At 73.5% G+C, this 14,503-nt stretch carries 12 protein-coding genes; 8 read left to right on the top strand and 4 right to left on the bottom strand.

The genetic code is table 11. The annotated features are described in order from the left end of the window. Positions 1-5 precede the first annotated feature (5 nt). From ACVGV0_RS22965 to ACVGV0_RS22935, 7 genes are all read left to right on the top strand, one after another. Positions 6-1,907 (top strand): acyl-CoA dehydrogenase family protein, encoded by a 1,902-nt coding sequence (locus tag ACVGV0_RS22965; protein ID WP_459157762.1) that lies wholly within the window; start codon positions 6-8, stop codon positions 1,905-1,907. An 823-nt stretch (positions 1,908-2,730) separates the two neighbouring features. Continuing rightward, complete coding sequence (locus ACVGV0_RS22960; protein ID WP_459157761.1) at positions 2,731-3,492, top strand: DeoR/GlpR family DNA-binding transcription regulator; 762 nt, start codon at positions 2,731-2,733, stop codon at positions 3,490-3,492. Further along, positions 3,489-4,442 (top strand): 1-phosphofructokinase, encoded by a 954-nt coding sequence (gene pfkB / locus ACVGV0_RS22955; RefSeq protein WP_459157760.1) that lies wholly within the window; start codon positions 3,489-3,491, stop codon positions 4,440-4,442. Before ACVGV0_RS22960 ends, pfkB begins: the two co-directional genes overlap by 4 nt. Further along, the gene (locus ACVGV0_RS22950; protein WP_459157759.1) at positions 4,439-4,897 is read left to right on the top strand and encodes a PTS sugar transporter subunit IIA; all 459 of its coding nucleotides are present in this window, start codon (positions 4,439-4,441) and stop codon (positions 4,895-4,897) included. The genes pfkB and ACVGV0_RS22950 overlap by 4 nt, the downstream gene beginning before the upstream one ends. Continuing rightward, entirely contained in the window at positions 4,894-6,393 is a 1,500-nt protein-coding gene (locus tag ACVGV0_RS22945; protein ID WP_459157758.1) for a PTS fructose transporter subunit IIC, read from the top strand. Before ACVGV0_RS22950 ends, ACVGV0_RS22945 begins: the two co-directional genes overlap by 4 nt. A gap of 182 nt (positions 6,394-6,575) precedes the next feature. Then, the gene (locus tag ACVGV0_RS22940; RefSeq protein WP_459157757.1) at positions 6,576-6,857 is read left to right on the top strand and encodes an HPr family phosphocarrier protein; all 282 of its coding nucleotides are present in this window, start codon (positions 6,576-6,578) and stop codon (positions 6,855-6,857) included. A 284-nt stretch (positions 6,858-7,141) separates the two neighbouring features. Further along, on the top strand, positions 7,142-8,713 hold the full coding sequence (locus tag ACVGV0_RS22935; protein ID WP_459160110.1) for a glycoside hydrolase family 32 protein: 1,572 nt from the start codon (positions 7,142-7,144) through the stop codon (positions 8,711-8,713). Positions 8,714-9,080: 367 nt separating this feature from the next. Here the strand turns inward: ACVGV0_RS22935 and ACVGV0_RS22930 are convergent, their stop codons facing one another. After that, complete coding sequence (locus tag ACVGV0_RS22930) at positions 9,081-9,278, bottom strand: hypothetical protein (RefSeq protein WP_459157756.1); 198 nt, start codon at positions 9,276-9,278, stop codon at positions 9,081-9,083. Between the two features lie 159 nt (positions 9,279-9,437). On the opposite strand from ACVGV0_RS22930, the gene ptsP reads away from it, so the two are divergent. Next, on the top strand, positions 9,438-11,054 hold the full coding sequence (ptsP, locus tag ACVGV0_RS22925) for a phosphoenolpyruvate--protein phosphotransferase (RefSeq protein ID WP_459157755.1): 1,617 nt from the start codon (positions 9,438-9,440) through the stop codon (positions 11,052-11,054). A gap of 230 nt (positions 11,055-11,284) precedes the next feature. Here ptsP and ACVGV0_RS22920 read toward each other — a convergent pair whose 3' ends face one another. The 3 genes from ACVGV0_RS22920 to ACVGV0_RS22910 form a co-directional block, all read right to left on the bottom strand. Beyond that, positions 11,285-11,980, bottom strand: coding sequence for a response regulator (locus tag ACVGV0_RS22920; RefSeq protein WP_459157754.1), 696 nt, complete (start codon positions 11,978-11,980; stop codon positions 11,285-11,287). After that, a complete protein-coding gene (gene macS / locus ACVGV0_RS22915; protein WP_459157753.1) occupies positions 11,977-13,182 on the bottom strand; it encodes a MacS family sensor histidine kinase in 1,206 nt (401 codons plus the stop codon). Before macS ends, ACVGV0_RS22920 begins: the two co-directional genes overlap by 4 nt. A gap of 84 nt (positions 13,183-13,266) precedes the next feature. Continuing rightward, positions 13,267-14,427 (bottom strand): AI-2E family transporter, encoded by a 1,161-nt coding sequence (locus ACVGV0_RS22910; RefSeq protein WP_459157752.1) that lies wholly within the window; start codon positions 14,425-14,427, stop codon positions 13,267-13,269. Positions 14,428-14,503: the final 76 nt, after the last annotated feature.

Here is a 14,503-nt window from a genome sequence, read left to right as displayed (position 1 = left end):
TCCTCATGACCACGCCGAACACCCCGCGTGCATTCGACACCGCGGCGCTCGCCGACCTGTTCGACGGACGTTGGGCGGACGTGCGCGCGCAGGTCCGCGCGGGCCTCGCCCACGTCGACCTGGCTCCGGACACGGCGGCCGACACCGAGACGCAGCGCACCCGCACCCTCGAGCAGCTGGGGATGCTGGCCAAGACGGGCGTGCAGGAGCTCGGCTTCCCCGCCGAGCACGGCGGCGGCTCCGACGTGGGCGGCTCGGTGGTCTCGCTGGAGATGCTGCCCGGCAACCTCTCGCTCATGGTCAAGGCCGGGGTGCAGTGGGGCCTGTTCGGCGGTGCGGTCGTGGCCCTCGGCACGGAGCGGCACCACGAGCGCTACCTGCGCGACATCATGGGACTCGACCTGCTCGGCTGCTTCGCCATGACCGAGCGCGGCCACGGCTCCGACGTGCAGAGCGTGCGCACCACGGCCGGCTACGACGCCGACACCGGCGAGTTCGTCGTGCACACGCCGGACGAGTCGGCGATGAAGGAGTTCATCGGCAACGCCGCGCGCGACGGGCGGATGGCCGTCGTGTTCGCGCAGCTGCACACCCCCGACGGCGGCGAGCACGGGGTGCACGCGCTGCTGGTGCCGATCCGCGACCGCGACGGCGCCGTGCTGCCCGGCGTGCGCATCGGCGACTGCGGGCACAAGGCCGGCCTCAACGGGGTGGACAACGGCACCCTGACGTTCGACCAGGTGCGCGTGCCGCGGGAGAACCTGCTCAACCGCTACGGCGACGTCGCCGCCGACGGAACCTACTCCAGCCCGATCGACAAGCCGACCAAGCGCTTCTTCACCATGCTCGGCACGCTCATCCGCGGGCGCGTCTCCGTCGCCGGAACCGCGGGCGGCGCGACGAAGCTCGCACTGGAGATCGCGCTGCGCTACGGCGAGCACCGGCGGCAGTTCACCCGGCCGGACACCGGGCAGGAAGTGTCCATCATGGACTACCTGGGGCACCAGCGGAAACTCCTGCCCGCGCTGGCGAAGACCTGCGCGCTGCACTTCGCCCACACCGACCTCGTCGAGACGATGCACGACCTGACCGGCTCCGGCGACGAAGCCGGTCAGCGCAAGCTCGAGAGCGACGTCGCCGGGTTCAAGGCCGTGGCCACGTGGCACGCCACGCGCACGATCCAGACCTGCCGCGAGGCCTGCGGCGGTGCCGGCTACCTGGCCGAGAACCAGCTCGCGCAGCTGAAGGCCGACACGGACGTGTTCACCACGTTCGAAGGCGACAACACGGTGCTGCTGCAGCTGCTGGCCAAGGGCATGCTCACGAACTACAAGGAGCAGTTCGACGAGCTCGGGACCCTCGGCATGGCGCGGTTCATCGCCGACCAGTTCATCGAGGCGGTGGCCGAGCGCACCGCGGCCCGCAACCTCGTGCAGCAGCTCATCAGCTCGGGCAAGGACGACGTGCACGACCGCGGGTGGCAGCTGAAGCAGTTCGAGGAGCGGGAGAAGCACAGCCTCGACGGGCTGGCCCGGCGGCTGCGCCGCGCGGGCGGGGCCAACGCCTTCGACGTGTTCAACGGGGCCCAGGACCACGTGCTGCTGACCGCGCGTGCGCACGTCGACCGGATGGTGCTCGAGTCGTTCGTCGGCGCCATCGACCGCTGCGCCGACGGCGGCACGCGGCAGCTGCTCGAGCGGGTCTGCGATCTCTACGCGCTGTCCACGATCGAGGAGGAGCGCGGGTGGTTCCTCGAGCACGAGCGGATCAGCCCGCGGCGCTCGAAGGAGGTCACGCAGGCCGTCAACGCGCTGTGCCAGTCGCTGCGCCCGCACGCCGTGGACATCGTGCAGGCCTTCGGCATCCCCCGCGAGTGGGTGATGGCCCCCATCGTCGACCGCGGCTGACGGAGCTGTCCGCAGGCGGGCGGGTTGTCCACAACCCGCCTTCCGACAGCTGCGCCGCACGGGCGCGCGCGTGCACGTTGGGAACACGACGCAACGCCGTTGCACCGGGACGAGGGTTCCCCTCGCCTCGTCACCCGCCGGGAAGCGCTCGCCGGGGGGTGGACGGACCAGGACCTCCGCCGGAGCGCGGACGTCTACCGCGCGATCCGCGGCGTGTGCGCACCGGTGCCGGTCCCCTGGCGCACCGCCTCGGATGCGAGGCCGCAGCGAAGTGCTTTCCGCCGGAAGCCGTCATCACCGGGCGTTCTGCCGCTGTGCTGCACGAGGATCCCGACGGCGTGGTCAGCGAAGTTCGCGACCTGCTGCGATGGCGTCGTCGGTGAACGTTCCGCGGGAAATGCGCGCACCCCCTCGGGAGCGGAGCCGGTGTTGCGTGGCGCCCGGTAGTCCCCGCTGCTGAGCACTGCGACCCCGCGGGGCGGCGGGTGCGCGGGTGCTTCGAGCGCGGGGCGTTCCCGGAGACCGACCGCACGGGGGGCGTTGCGGTCGGTCCCGGTGAGCCGGCGGTTTGTCGTCGGTTGGCGCGAACCCTGGCAATCCGCGGCACGGCCATTGCAACCCGCCGCCCGTGCTCGGTGGCCGTTTCCGGATCAAGTTCCTACGAACGATGGATCAACGATGCCCGGTGTTGCCCGGTTCCCCCGGGGTGTGGCGGCTCGCGCTGCGGAAACGAGCAGTGGCGCGCAGGCAGCACGCCCTTGACAAGCACGCAAAAAAGGGCAGAATCTCTCAACAACCAACAAGCAATCGGAGGACATCGGGCATGTACGGGGCGGAGCGGCAGCAACTGCTCACGCAGCGGGCCCGGCAGCAGGGCCGGGTCGACGTGGCGGCCACGGCCACCGAGCTCGAGGTGGCTCCGGAGACGATCCGCCGGGACCTCGCCGCGCTGGAACGGCGCGGCATCGTCCGCCGCGTGTACGGCGGTGCGATCCCGGTGGAGCGCCTCGACTTCGAACCGGGCGTGTCCCTGCGGGACCAGACCAACGCCGCCGACAAGGAACGGATCGCCAAGGCCGCGGTCGACCTGCTGCCCGACCGGGGGACGGTGCTGCTCGACGCGGGGACCACCACCGGCCGGCTGGCCACGCACATGCCGCTGGACCGCGAGCTCACGGTGGTCACCAACGCCCTGCCCGCAGCGCAGCAGCTGGCCAGCCGCAGCAACATCACGCTGCACCTGCTCGGGGGGCGCGTGCGGTCGACGACGCTGGCCGCCGTCGAGTCCTGGGCGCTGGACGTGCTCAACGGCCTCACCGTCGAGGTCGGGTTCTTCGGCACCAACGGCTTCTCGGCCGGACGCGGCTGCACCACCCCCGATCCGGCCGAATCCGCGGTCAAGGCCGCCATGGTGCGCGCCTGCCGCCGCCGCGTGCTGCTCGCCGACCCCGCCAAGTACGGCGACGACCAGTTCAGCCGCTTCGCCGAGCTGGCCGAGATGGACACCATCGTCACCGGTGCGGACCTGGACGACTCCGCGCGGGAGGAACTCGACCGCGCCGACACGGAAGTGGTGCTCGCGTGATCGTCACCATCACCCCGAACCCCAGCCTCGACCGCACGATCCAGGTCGACAGCCTCGTGCCCGGCGGCGTCCACCGCGCCGAGCAGGTGCAGCTCGACCCGGGCGGCAAGGGCGTCAACGTCGCGCGGGCGCTCGCCGCGGCCGAGGTGCCGACCGCTGCGGTGCTCCCCTTCGGCGGGGCCGAGGGGCGGCGGCTGGCCGAGCTGCTCAGCCCCGAATCCGTGCCCGTCGTGGAAGTGCCGCTGCGCACGCGCACGCGCAGCAACGTGACCGTGGTGGACCAGGACGGGGTCACCAGCAAGTTCAACGAACCCGGCCCGCAGCTGGACGAGTCCGAGGTGGGCGAGCTGGAGCGCACCGCCGGGGAGCTGGCCGGCACCGCGGACTGGGTCGTCAGCAGCGGCAGCCTGCCCACCGGCTGTTCCGCGGACCTGCACGCGCGGCTGGTCCGCGCCGCGCGCGCGGCGGGCGCGCGCACCGCCGTGGACGCCTCCGGCGCCGCCCTGCGGGGGGCCGTCGCGGCGGGCCCCGATCTGATCAAGCCGAACCTCGACGAACTGGCCGAGCTGGCCGGGCGGGACCTCGCCGACCTCGGCGAGGTGGTCGACGTGGCCCGCGGACTGCGCGACCGCGGCGTCGGTGCCGTGCTCGTGAGCCTCGGCGAACTCGGTGCGGTGCTGGTGGACGAGCACGGCGGCCTGCACGCCACCAGCCCGGTCGCGGAGGTGCGCAGCACGGTCGGCGCGGGCGATGCCGTGCTCGCCGGGTTCCTGCGGGCCGACGCGGCGGGGTGGGGCCGCGGGGAAACCTTGCGCACGGCCGTGGCCTACGGCGCAGCGGCGGTGGGGCTGGCCGGGAGCCGGATGCCGGCCCCCGGGGACGCGCTCGGTCACCGGGTGCGTGTGGACACAGTGGACGAAACAGTGAGCCTGAGTGGAGTGGCGGCATGAGCACCGAGCTGATCACAGCGGACCTGGTGGACCTCGACCTCGACCGGCACGGCGCTGACAAGGACAAGGCCGTGCGCGCGCTGGCCGAGCGGCTCACCGCGGCCGGACGCGTCACCGACCTGGAGCAGTTCCTCGCCGACGTGCGGGAGCGGGAGAGCCAGATGCCCACCGGCATGGAGGGCGGCATCGGCATTCCGCACTGCCGGTCCACCGCGGTCACCGCGCCGACCCTGGCCTTCGGCCGCAGCGCGGGCGGCGTGGACTTCGGCGCCGAGGACGGCCCGGCGCACCTGGTGTTCCTCATCGCCGCGCCGGAAGGCGGCGACTCCGACCACATGACGGTGCTGGCGGCGCTGGCCCGCCGGCTCGTGCGCGCGCAGTTCAAGCAGACGCTGCTGGAGGCCACCGACCCCGCCGCGGCCGCGGCGTTCATCAGCACGGAGGTCGCGTCATGAGATTCGTCGCGGTGACCGCGTGCCCCACGGGGATCGCGCACACCTACATGGCCGCGGAGGCGCTGGAGCAGGCCGCTGCCGACGCGGGGCACGACATCCAGGTCGAAACCCAGGGCTCCGCCGGGTCCGCAGCGTTGTCCGAAGAGGACATCGGCGCGGCGGACGCGGTGATCTTCGCCGCGGACGTGGGCGTGCGCGACCGCGACCGGTTCGCGGGCAAACCCCTCGTCGAAGGCGGCGTCAAGCAGGCCATCAACGACGCGGCCGGGCTCGTCGAGCAGGCGGGCGCCGCGGTCGGCACGCCCGCCGCGGACGCGGCGGAGTCCACCCGGGCCGAGCCGGCGGCAGCGGCCTCCGGCGGCGGGGGATCCGCCGGTGGAACCAGCTCCGGCCGCCTCGCCGGCTGGGGCGGCCGCCTGCGGCAGTGGTTGATGACCGGCGTCAGCTACATGATCCCGTTCGTCGCCGCGGGCGGGCTGCTCATGGCCCTGAGCTACGCGCTCGGCGGCTACGCGATCACCGAAGCCCCCGACGTGACCGAGCAGTTCGACCCGGCGAGCCTGACCAGCTGGGCGGCGTTGGCCAACCAGACGGGTGAGACCGCGTTCGAGTTCCTCGTGCCCGTGCTGGCCGGGTTCATCGCCTACGCCATGGCCGACCGGGCGGGCATCGCGCCCGGGTTCGTCGCCGGCGCCGTGGCCTCCACGGTCGGGGCCGGTTTCCTCGGCGGCCTCGTCGGCGGTCTGCTCGCCGGTGGCGTCGTCGCCGGCCTGCGGCGCATCCCCGTGCCCCGCGCGGTCGCCGGGATCATGCCGGTGGTGGTGCTGCCGCTGTTCGGCTCCGCGATCGTCGGCGTTCTCATGTACGTCGTGATCGGACAGCCGATCGCGCTGGTCATGTCCGGCCTGACCGACTGGCTCAACGGTCTGTCCGGCGCCAACGCGGCACTGCTCGGCGCGCTGCTCGGCGGGATGATCGCGCTGGACATGGGCGGTCCGGTGAACAAGGTCGCCTACACCTTCGCCGTCGGCGGGCTGTCCACCGGCACCACGGCCTCGCTGGAGATCATGGCGGCGGTGATGGCCGCGGGCATGGTGCCGCCGCTGGCGGCCGCGCTGGCCACGGCCGTGCGCGGTTCCCGGTTCACCGATTCCGAACGCGCCAGCGGGCGCACCGCCTGGCTGCTGGGCGCCTCCTTCGTCACCGAGGGCGCCATCCCGTTCGCCGCGGCCGATCCGCTGCGCGTCATCCCCTCGGTGATGCTCGGCTCGATCACGACCGGAGCGCTGTCGGTGGGCCTCGGCGCGACGGTGCGGGCCCCGCACGGCGGGCTGTTCGTGCTGCCGCTGGTCGGCGGACCGCTGCAGTACCTGCTGGCCATCGCCGTCGGAACGGTGCTGTCGGCCGCGGCGCTGCTCGTGGTCAAACGGGCGACGGCCGCGTCGCCGCAGAGGAGCACGGCAGCGGAGGCCAGCGGCACCGCCGTGACCGCCTGAACCGGGGCCTGCCGCGCGGCGCCGGCGTTCCCGCACCGCGCGGCCGAGCCCGCACCACCGGCACCGCGCCGGTCACCCGCGCGGGACGTCCCGCCGCCTGCGCAGCCACACCGGTCCGATCCGGGCCGGTTCCCGAGACCTGACAGCCGACCCCGCACACCGGGGAGAGCGGAGGAGTTGCCATGCGCCGCCGAGTCACCGTCGCCTCGCGCGTCGGACTGCACGCCCGCCCGGCCGGGCTGCTCGCCCAGACCGTGGCCGGCCAGGCCGCACCCGTGCGCATCGCCAAGGTCGCCGACGGCGCCGTCGGCGAGTTCGTCGACGCCGCCAGCGTGCTCGGCCTCATGACCCTCGGTGCCGAGCACGGCGCCGAGGTCGAGCTCGATTCCACCGACGAGGCGGCGCTCGACGCGGCCGCCGCCGCCATCGCCACCGACCAGGACGCCGAAGCCCCCGCGCAGTAAGGGAGTCCGCGGATCGGCTGGCGTTGCGGGTCGGGTGGGAGAACCCCAGCGGCTCGGTCTGCCTGCGCGGGAAGGGAAGCGGCTCCGCCGCTTGCCTGACGGGCCGGTGCGGTCGAGCACGTGGCCGCCAATCCGCGCGGCCCCTTACCTGACGAACCGGTGCGACCAAGCAACCGACCGCCAATCCGCGCGGTCCCTGAGTCCCCGCTGGTCGGGCCGCCCGAACAGCGGAACATCGAGCAGCCCGGGCTGCCCGCCCTCGGGAGTGGAAGGAGATCGACGTGATGTCACAGGACGAGCAGCGGCCGCTCCGGCCGCACCGGAGGGCGTTCCTGACGGGTGCCGGTGCCGTGGCCGGGTTGGGGTTGGTTTCGGCGGCGACCGGTTCGGGCGGCCTCTTCGCACGTGCGGAGCGGGGTGCGCGCTCCGCGCGGGCGACGGAGCAGTGGCGGCCCCGCGTCCGGTTCGCCCCCGCGCGCAACTGGATGAACGACCCCAACGGCATGGTGTGGTTCGACGGCGAATACCACCTGTTCTTCCAGCACAACCCGTACGGCAGCGATCACGACAACATGAGCTGGGGTCACGCCGTCAGCACCGACCTCGTGCGGTGGGAGCAACTGCCGGTCGCGCTGCGCCCGGACGAGCTGGGAGCGGTCTTCTCGGGCGGCGCGGTCGTGGACGAGCACGACACCAGCGGCTTCTTCGGCGGCGAAGCCGGTCTGGTCGCCTTTTACACCGCCGACGGGGAGAGCCAGACGCAGTGCCTGGCCCACAGCGCCGACCGCGGCAGGAGCTGGACGAAGTACGAAGGCAACCCGGTGATCGACAACCCGGGGATCGAGGACTTCCGCGATCCCAAGGTGATCCGGCACGAAGCCACCGGCAGGTGGGTGCTCATGCTCGCGGCCGGCGACCGGATCATGTTCTACGGCTCCTCCGATCTCGTGCGCTGGGAGCTGCTGAGCGAGTTCGGCGCCGAGCGGGGCGCGCACGGCGGCGTCTGGGAGTGCCCCGAGCTGTTCGAGCTCCCGGTCGACGGGGGTGGACGCAGCCGGTGGGTGCTCATCGTCAGCATCAACCCCGGTGGCCCCGCGGGCGGTTCCGCGGCGCAGTACTTCCTCGGCGACTTCGACGGCACCACGTTCACCCCGGACGACGACGAGGTGCGGTGGGTGGACCGCGGCGCCGACTTCTACGCGGCGCAGACGTGGTCGGGCGAACCGGACGGCCGCCGGCTGTGGGTCGGCTGGCTGAGCAACTGGGACTACGCCGAGCAGGTGCCCACCGAACCGTGGCGGGGCTCGATGAGCGTTCCGCGGGAGCTCGGGCTCACCGAGCGCAGCGGTGCCGTCGAACTGGTGCAGCGGCCGGTCCGCGAGTTGGAAGCGGTGCGCGGCAGGCGGCACGGGTGGCGCGGATCCGTGCGCGGCGAGCAGGAGATCCCCGGATTGTCCGGTGGTTGCCTCGACATCGACGCGACGTTCCGCCTTCCCGGGGGCAGCGGCGGCGCGTTCGGACTCGACGTGTTCGCCACCGGGAACCACCGGACCCGCGTCGGCTACGACGCGGACGCCGGTGAGCTGTTCACGGATCGGACGGCTTCCGGATCCGCGCAGGTGCATCCGGACTTCCCCGCCCGCCACGGCACGCCGTTGACGTTGCCGGACGGCGGACAACTGCGGATCCGCCTCGTGCTGGACCGCAGCAGCGTGGAAGTGTTCGCCGATGACGGACGGGCGGTGCTGACGCACCTGGTGCTGCCCGACGCTCCGGAGGAGTCGGTGGTGCGCCTGTTCGCCACCGGTCTCGGAGTCAGCGCGGACGTGCAGGCCTGGGAGCTCGCCGTCGAGTAGGGCGGGCCGAGCAGAGCGCCGTCGAGCAGGGCGGGCCGAGCAGGGCGGGCGCCGCCTTCGCCGAGGTCGCGGCGCCGCACCGGCTCGGCCGGAGCGGCCGGGGCTGTTCCCCGGCCGCGGGGCCCCGAGCCGGTGCGGCGCACGGATGCCGAACCGGCGCGGGGAGGAGCGGGCACGCCCGGGTCCACTTGTCTGGACTCGTTCCAGAGAGCGCAATTTTCATGAAAATTGGAACCCATCCCCACACGGGCGGGTGACGAGTTGTCCACAACGAACGTCGTGTCGGGCTTGCCTCGCCGGTTTCGGGGCCCACCGGGTCCCGGAGCACCGGTTGCCGGGGGGGCATCGGGTCCCCGGGTCGCCGGGGCTAGGGGGAGAAGCTCGTGTCGACCGGTTCTCCGGGTATCCGCCCCCCGGTGCGGCCTCCCCCGCTCGTCCCGGGAGCGCCGGTGCCGCCGGGCACCGGACCGCGGCCGAAGGCGGGAGGGGTGCTCGGCAGGGCGGCGGGCATCATGGTGCCGTGCTGCTCGGTCGCGGGCTGCGCGCTCGTGAACTGCGTGGTCATGGGCACAGCCTGCGACGTGCCGGGGTGTCCCGGAATCAGTACGCGTACTCAGGTGTTACTCAGCAGTAATCGCCGCGGTGGGCAGTGAGTACCGGAGCGGGCGGCACCGTAGAAGTCCGCTCCGGTCGGTGAAACACCAGGAAAGGTTTGGTCGAACCCATGTCGCGTTTGCGTGGTGTCGGAGTCAGCCCGGGCATCGCCGCCGGACCCGCCGTCCGCGTCACCGAAGCGCTCGGCGAGCCAGCGTCGGGACCGTCCCCGGCCGATGCGGAAGCCGAGGCGGCGCGCATCAGGCCCGCCGCCGACGCCGTCGCCCAGCAGCTGTTCCAGCGCGCCGCGCGCGCCGAGGGCGACGCCAAGACCGTCCTCGAGACCACGGCCGCCATGGCCATGGACCCCGCGCTGCTGTCGCAGGCCGAGCAGCGCGTGCACAGCGGCCTCCCCGCCGCGCGCGCCGTGCACGACGCGGCCGGGGGCTTCACCGAAGCGCTGCGCTCCGCAGGCGACTACCTCGCCGAGCGCGTCCGCGACGTGCAGGACGTGCGCGACCGGATCGTCGCCGAGCTCCTCGGCACCACCCCGCCGGGCGTGCCCGACCTGGACCGGCCGTCCGTGCTGCTCGCCCGGGACCTGGCGCCGGCCGACACGGCCGCGCTCGACCCCGAGCACGTGCTCGCCCTCGTGACCGAGGAGGGCGGTCCCACCAGCCACACCGCCATCCTCGCCCGCTCCCTCGGCATCCCCGCCGTCGTCGCCGTGCGCGACCTGCTGATCACCGGGGGCGTCGGCATCACCGTCGACGGTGACAGCGGCGAGGTGGTGCTCTCCGCCGAACCCGTCACCACCCGCGCGGCCGAGCGGCGGAGCGCGGCGGCGTGGGACGGCACCGGCGCCACCGCCGACGGCCACCCGGTCAAGGTGCTGGCCAACATCGGCTCGGCCGCCGACGCCCGCGCCGCAGCCGAGGCCGGGGCCGAAGGCGTCGGCCTGTTCCGCACCGAGTTCTGCTACCTCGACGCGAGCACCGAACCCGACGTGGCCACGCAGCGCGCCGCCTACGCCGAGGCGCTGACGCCGTTCGCCGGGAAACCCGTCGTCGTCCGCACGCTCGACGCCGGGGCGGACAAACCCCTGCCGTTCCTCGGCATGGGAGCCGAGCCCAACCCGGCGCTCGGCGTGCGCGGGCTGCGCATCGCCTTCGACCGCCCCGAACTGCTCGACCGGCAGCTCGAAGCCGTCGCCGCCGCGGCCGCCGACAGCGGAGCCGAGGTCTCCGTCATGGCCCCCATGGTCGCCACTCCGGAGGAGGCGGCCTGGTTCGCCGAGCGGGTCCGCGGCGGTACCGGGCTGCGCGCCGGCGCGATGGTCGAGGTCCCCGCCGCGGCGCTGTACGCCGACGAGCTGTGCCGGGCGGTCGACTTCGTCAGCATCGGCACCAACGACCTCGCGCAGTACCTGTTCGCCGCCGACCGGATGACCGGCGCGCTCGCCGAGCTCAACGACCCGTGGCACCCGGCGCTGCTGCGGCTGATCGAGCGCATCGCCGAAGCCGGGCAGCGCCTCGGCACGCCCGTCGGGGTCTGCGGCGAAGCCGCCGCGGACCCGCGGCTGGCCGGCGTGCTCACCGGGCTCGGCGTGACCAGCCTGTCCGTGGCCGCGGCGGCGGTGGGCGGCGTCGGCGCGGAACTCGCCCGGCACCCGCTGCCCGCGTGGCAGCAGACCGCGCGGCGAGCGGTCGACGCGCCCGATCCGCGGACGGCCCGCACCGCGGGCTGATCCCGTTCCGCTGCCGCGGACTGCAGCCGAGCGGCATCGCTGCGGGATCCGCCAGTGCGCTTCGGCACCGCCCGCTGCTGGCGGCACCGTCGCTGCCCCGGAGACCGCCGAGCGGCACCGCCCCCGCGGCAGCGGGCGTCCGACCGGGGCGAGCGGTGGCGGGGCCGAGCGGCACCGCCGGCGGCAGCCTCGTCAGGGAGCCCGCGGCTCGCGCAACGCGCGGTCGAGCGTCAACCGGGCTGCTCGCCCCGCTCGTCCTGCGCCGCCTCGGCGCCTTCGGCGAGCCCGTGCTCGATGGCGTAGCGCGCCAGCTCGACGCGGTTGTGCAGCTGCAGCTTCCGCAGCGTCGACTGCACGTGGTTCTCCACCGTGCGGTGCGAGATCACCAGCCGGTTCGCGATCTGCCGCGCCGTCATCCCCTTGGCGACCAGGCGCAGCACCTCCGTTTCCCGGTCGGTCAGCTGCGGCGCCTGCGGCTCGTCCTCCGGTGTCGCGGCCATCCGCCGGTACTCCCCGAGCACCAACCCGGCCAGGCCCGCGGTGAACACGGCGTCACCCGCCGCCGTGCGGTGCACCGCGTCCACCAGCTCCTCCACCGAGGCGGACTTCACCAGGTAGCCGGAGGCCCCCGCCTTCACCGCTTCGAGGACGTCGCTGTGCTCCCCGCTGGCCGACAGCACGAGCACCCGCGTGCCCGGGATCTCCTCGGTGATGTGGCGGGTCGCGGCGACCCCCGAGCTGTCGCCCAGGTTCAGGTCCATCAGCACCACGTCCGGGGTCACCGCGCGGGCGATCCGCAGCGCCGAGGTGGCGTTGTCCGACGTGGCGGGAACCTCGAAGCCGCGCTCGGTGAGATCCCGAGCCACCCCGTCCCGCCACATCGGGTGGTCGTCGACCACCATCACCGACACGGGCGGCCCGCTCATCGAACTCCTCCTTCGGAACCTTCTGCTGCCGATGCTCCGCGTTTCGCCGCGGACGGCGACTGCGGCCGCGGAAGCCGCACCTCCCACTCGGTGCCCTCGCCGGCGGCCGTGTCGAGGTTGAGCTCACCGCCCATCTCGCGCACCCGTCCGCGGATCGACTGGGCCACGCCCATGCGCCCCTCGGCGGCGGCCTGCTGCAGCCGGCCCTCCGGGATGCCCGGACCGTCGTCGCGGACGCACACGACGACCTCCTCCGGCAGCTCCTCCAGCAGCACCCAGCCCTGGGCGTCCCCGCCGGCGTGCTTGGCGACGTTGTTCAGCGCCTCCCGCACCACGGAGAACAGGTCCGAGTTCAGCGGTTCCGGCAGCCACACGGGCGTGGCCGGCACGGACACGTGGGTCCGGCTGGTGCGCAGCACCTGCAGCCGGGCGGCGAAGTCGGTCTCCGCGTCCGAAGTGGACTCCTGCGGCGTGGTCGCGATCAGCGCCCGCAGCGCGATCTCCTGCTCCCCGGCCAGCTTCGCCAGCTCGGCGGCCTCCCCGCCGAGCGCCGAGCCGCGCTGCCGCACCCGCGCCAGCACCTGCAGCACGCTGTCGTGGATGGACCGCGCCAGGCGCTCCCGCTCGGCCGTGGCGGCTTCGACCCGCATCGCCTGCGCCAACCGCTCGGTCGAACGCCGCGCCGTGTTCGACGCCAGGCCGACGACGACGCCCGCCCCGACCAGCAGGACCGCGTCGAACCACATCGACGAGTCGACGTAGCGGCGGATGAGGAAGTCGCACGCCGAGGCCAGCAGCCCGGAGGACACGCCGCCGGGCATCCCCCACCGGGCGGCCGCTGCGGTGACCATCGTGGAGTGCCACACCGTGGTCACCGACGTCTCCCCGCCGAGGCGCTGCGCCTCGCTGAGGACCCATTCGTTGCTCAGCACCAGCGCGGTGACCACGACGAGGTCCGCCGAGACCATCCGGTTCGTCCGGCCGGAGGGGTACCAGTAGCGCCAGACCGTCAGCGCCGTCCACGCCCCCATGGCGGTGATCGTCACCACGGCGAGCCACGGCAGGTCGTAGTCGTCGAACTGCACCGCGACCCACACGCACGCGTAGAGGTACGTCACCACGCGGTACACGTTGTGCGCCCGCCACAGCGGTGTCGCCCCGTCGGTGGGGCGCTGGCTGCGCGTCGTCGCCGTACTCGTCACGATCGTGCTCCTTCCCGGCGGACATCCTCTCCCATTCGGGGCGGGTGCCACGACCGCCGGACCGAGCACGGTGCGTGGCAGTGATCACCGCGCGGGATCGGCGGGGGGTTCCTCCGGATCCCCGTCCGCCGGGCCGGTGCTCGCACCGGCCGGTTCCGGTGGCGCCGTCGGGTCGGGGGACTCCTCGCCGGAGGTGAGCGACCGGACCGCCGAGTTGAGCACCGCCACCACCGGAACGGCCAGCAGCGCGCCGACGATGCCCGCGATGACCACGCCGACGCTGATCGCCAGCACGACGCCGAGCGCGTGGATGCGCACCGCGCGCCCGAGCAGCAGCGGCTGGAGCACGTTGCCCTCCAGCTGCTGCACCAGCAGCACCACGCCGAGCACGATCACGGCGACCAGCCAGCCCTTGGTGACCAGCGCGACGAGCACGGCCACCGTGCCGGAGGCGACCGCGCCGATGATCGGCACGAACGCGCCGAGGAACACCAGCGCGGCCAGCGGAACGGCCAGCGGCACGTTGAGCACGGCCAGACCGATGCCGATGCCGATCGAGTCGATGCAGGCCACGAGCAGCGTGGCGCGGACGAAACCGACGAGCGAACCGAAGCCGCGGCGGCCGGCGAGGTCCACCCTGCCGCGGACCTCGCCGGGCGCGAGCCGCAGCAGGAACGTCCACACGCCGCGCCCGTCGTAGAGGAAGAAGATCAGCGTGAACAGCGCCAGGATCAGGCCCGTGAGGAACTGGCCGAAGGTGCCGGCGGTGGAGAGCGCCCCGCTGGTCAGCCACTCCTGGTTGTTCTCCAGCCAGATCCGCGCCTGCTGCACCAGGTCGTCGATCTGCCGCTGGTTCAGGTGCAGCGGCCCGGTGGTCACCCACGCCCGCAGCGTGGCCAGGCTGCGCAGGACCTGGGCCTGCAGGTCGCCGAAACCCACGATGAACTGGTTGATCACGAAGGTCAGCACGCCGCCGACGGCGGAGACGCCGGCGACCAGGGCGATCGCCGTGCCCAGCGGGCGGGGGATCCGCGCGCGGTTGAGCAGTGACACCAGTGGTTCCAGCAGGGCCGCCAGCAGCAGCGCGATCGCGACCGGGATCACGACGACGTAGAGGCTGGACAGCACCCTCGCCAGCACGTAGACCGCACCGGCGATGACGAGCAGGCGCCAGCACAGCGCTGCCGCGATCCGCAGCGGACGGGGCAGCTCGGCGGCGGCGTTCCCCGGGGGCTCCTCGCTCACGTGGACTCCGATCGGTGGTGGTTTGCCGCCAAGTCTATGGATCACCGGTCGCAGGTCGATGGTCGCTCCCCTCCGG

It is taken from the genome of Salinifilum ghardaiensis, assembly GCF_054491345.1.
The sequence above is the reverse complement of the archived record's forward strand: the minus strand, read 5'-3'. Positions and strand labels throughout refer to the sequence as shown.

What these genes read in the sequence shown, in the direction of transcription:
- ACVGV0_RS22965 (WP_459157762.1), top strand. Translation starts at nt 6, where the DNA reads ATGACCACGCCGAACACCCCGCGTGCATTCGACACCGCGGCGCTCGCC.
- ACVGV0_RS22960 (WP_459157761.1), top strand. Translation starts at nt 2,731, where the DNA reads ATGTACGGGGCGGAGCGGCAGCAACTGCTCACGCAGCGGGCCCGGCAG.
- ACVGV0_RS22950 (WP_459157759.1), top strand. Translation starts at nt 4,439, where the DNA reads ATGAGCACCGAGCTGATCACAGCGGACCTGGTGGACCTCGACCTCGAC.
- ACVGV0_RS22945 (WP_459157758.1), top strand. Translation starts at nt 4,894, where the DNA reads ATGAGATTCGTCGCGGTGACCGCGTGCCCCACGGGGATCGCGCACACC.
- ACVGV0_RS22940 (WP_459157757.1), top strand. Translation starts at nt 6,576, where the DNA reads ATGCGCCGCCGAGTCACCGTCGCCTCGCGCGTCGGACTGCACGCCCGC.
- ACVGV0_RS22935 (WP_459160110.1), top strand. Translation starts at nt 7,142, where the DNA reads ATGTCACAGGACGAGCAGCGGCCGCTCCGGCCGCACCGGAGGGCGTTC.
- ACVGV0_RS22930 (WP_459157756.1), bottom strand. Translation starts at nt 9,278, where the DNA reads ATGACCACGCAGTTCACGAGCGCGCAGCCCGCGACCGAGCAGCACGGC.
- ptsP (WP_459157755.1), top strand. Translation starts at nt 9,438, where the DNA reads ATGTCGCGTTTGCGTGGTGTCGGAGTCAGCCCGGGCATCGCCGCCGGA.
- ACVGV0_RS22920 (WP_459157754.1), bottom strand. Translation starts at nt 11,980, where the DNA reads ATGAGCGGGCCGCCCGTGTCGGTGATGGTGGTCGACGACCACCCGATG.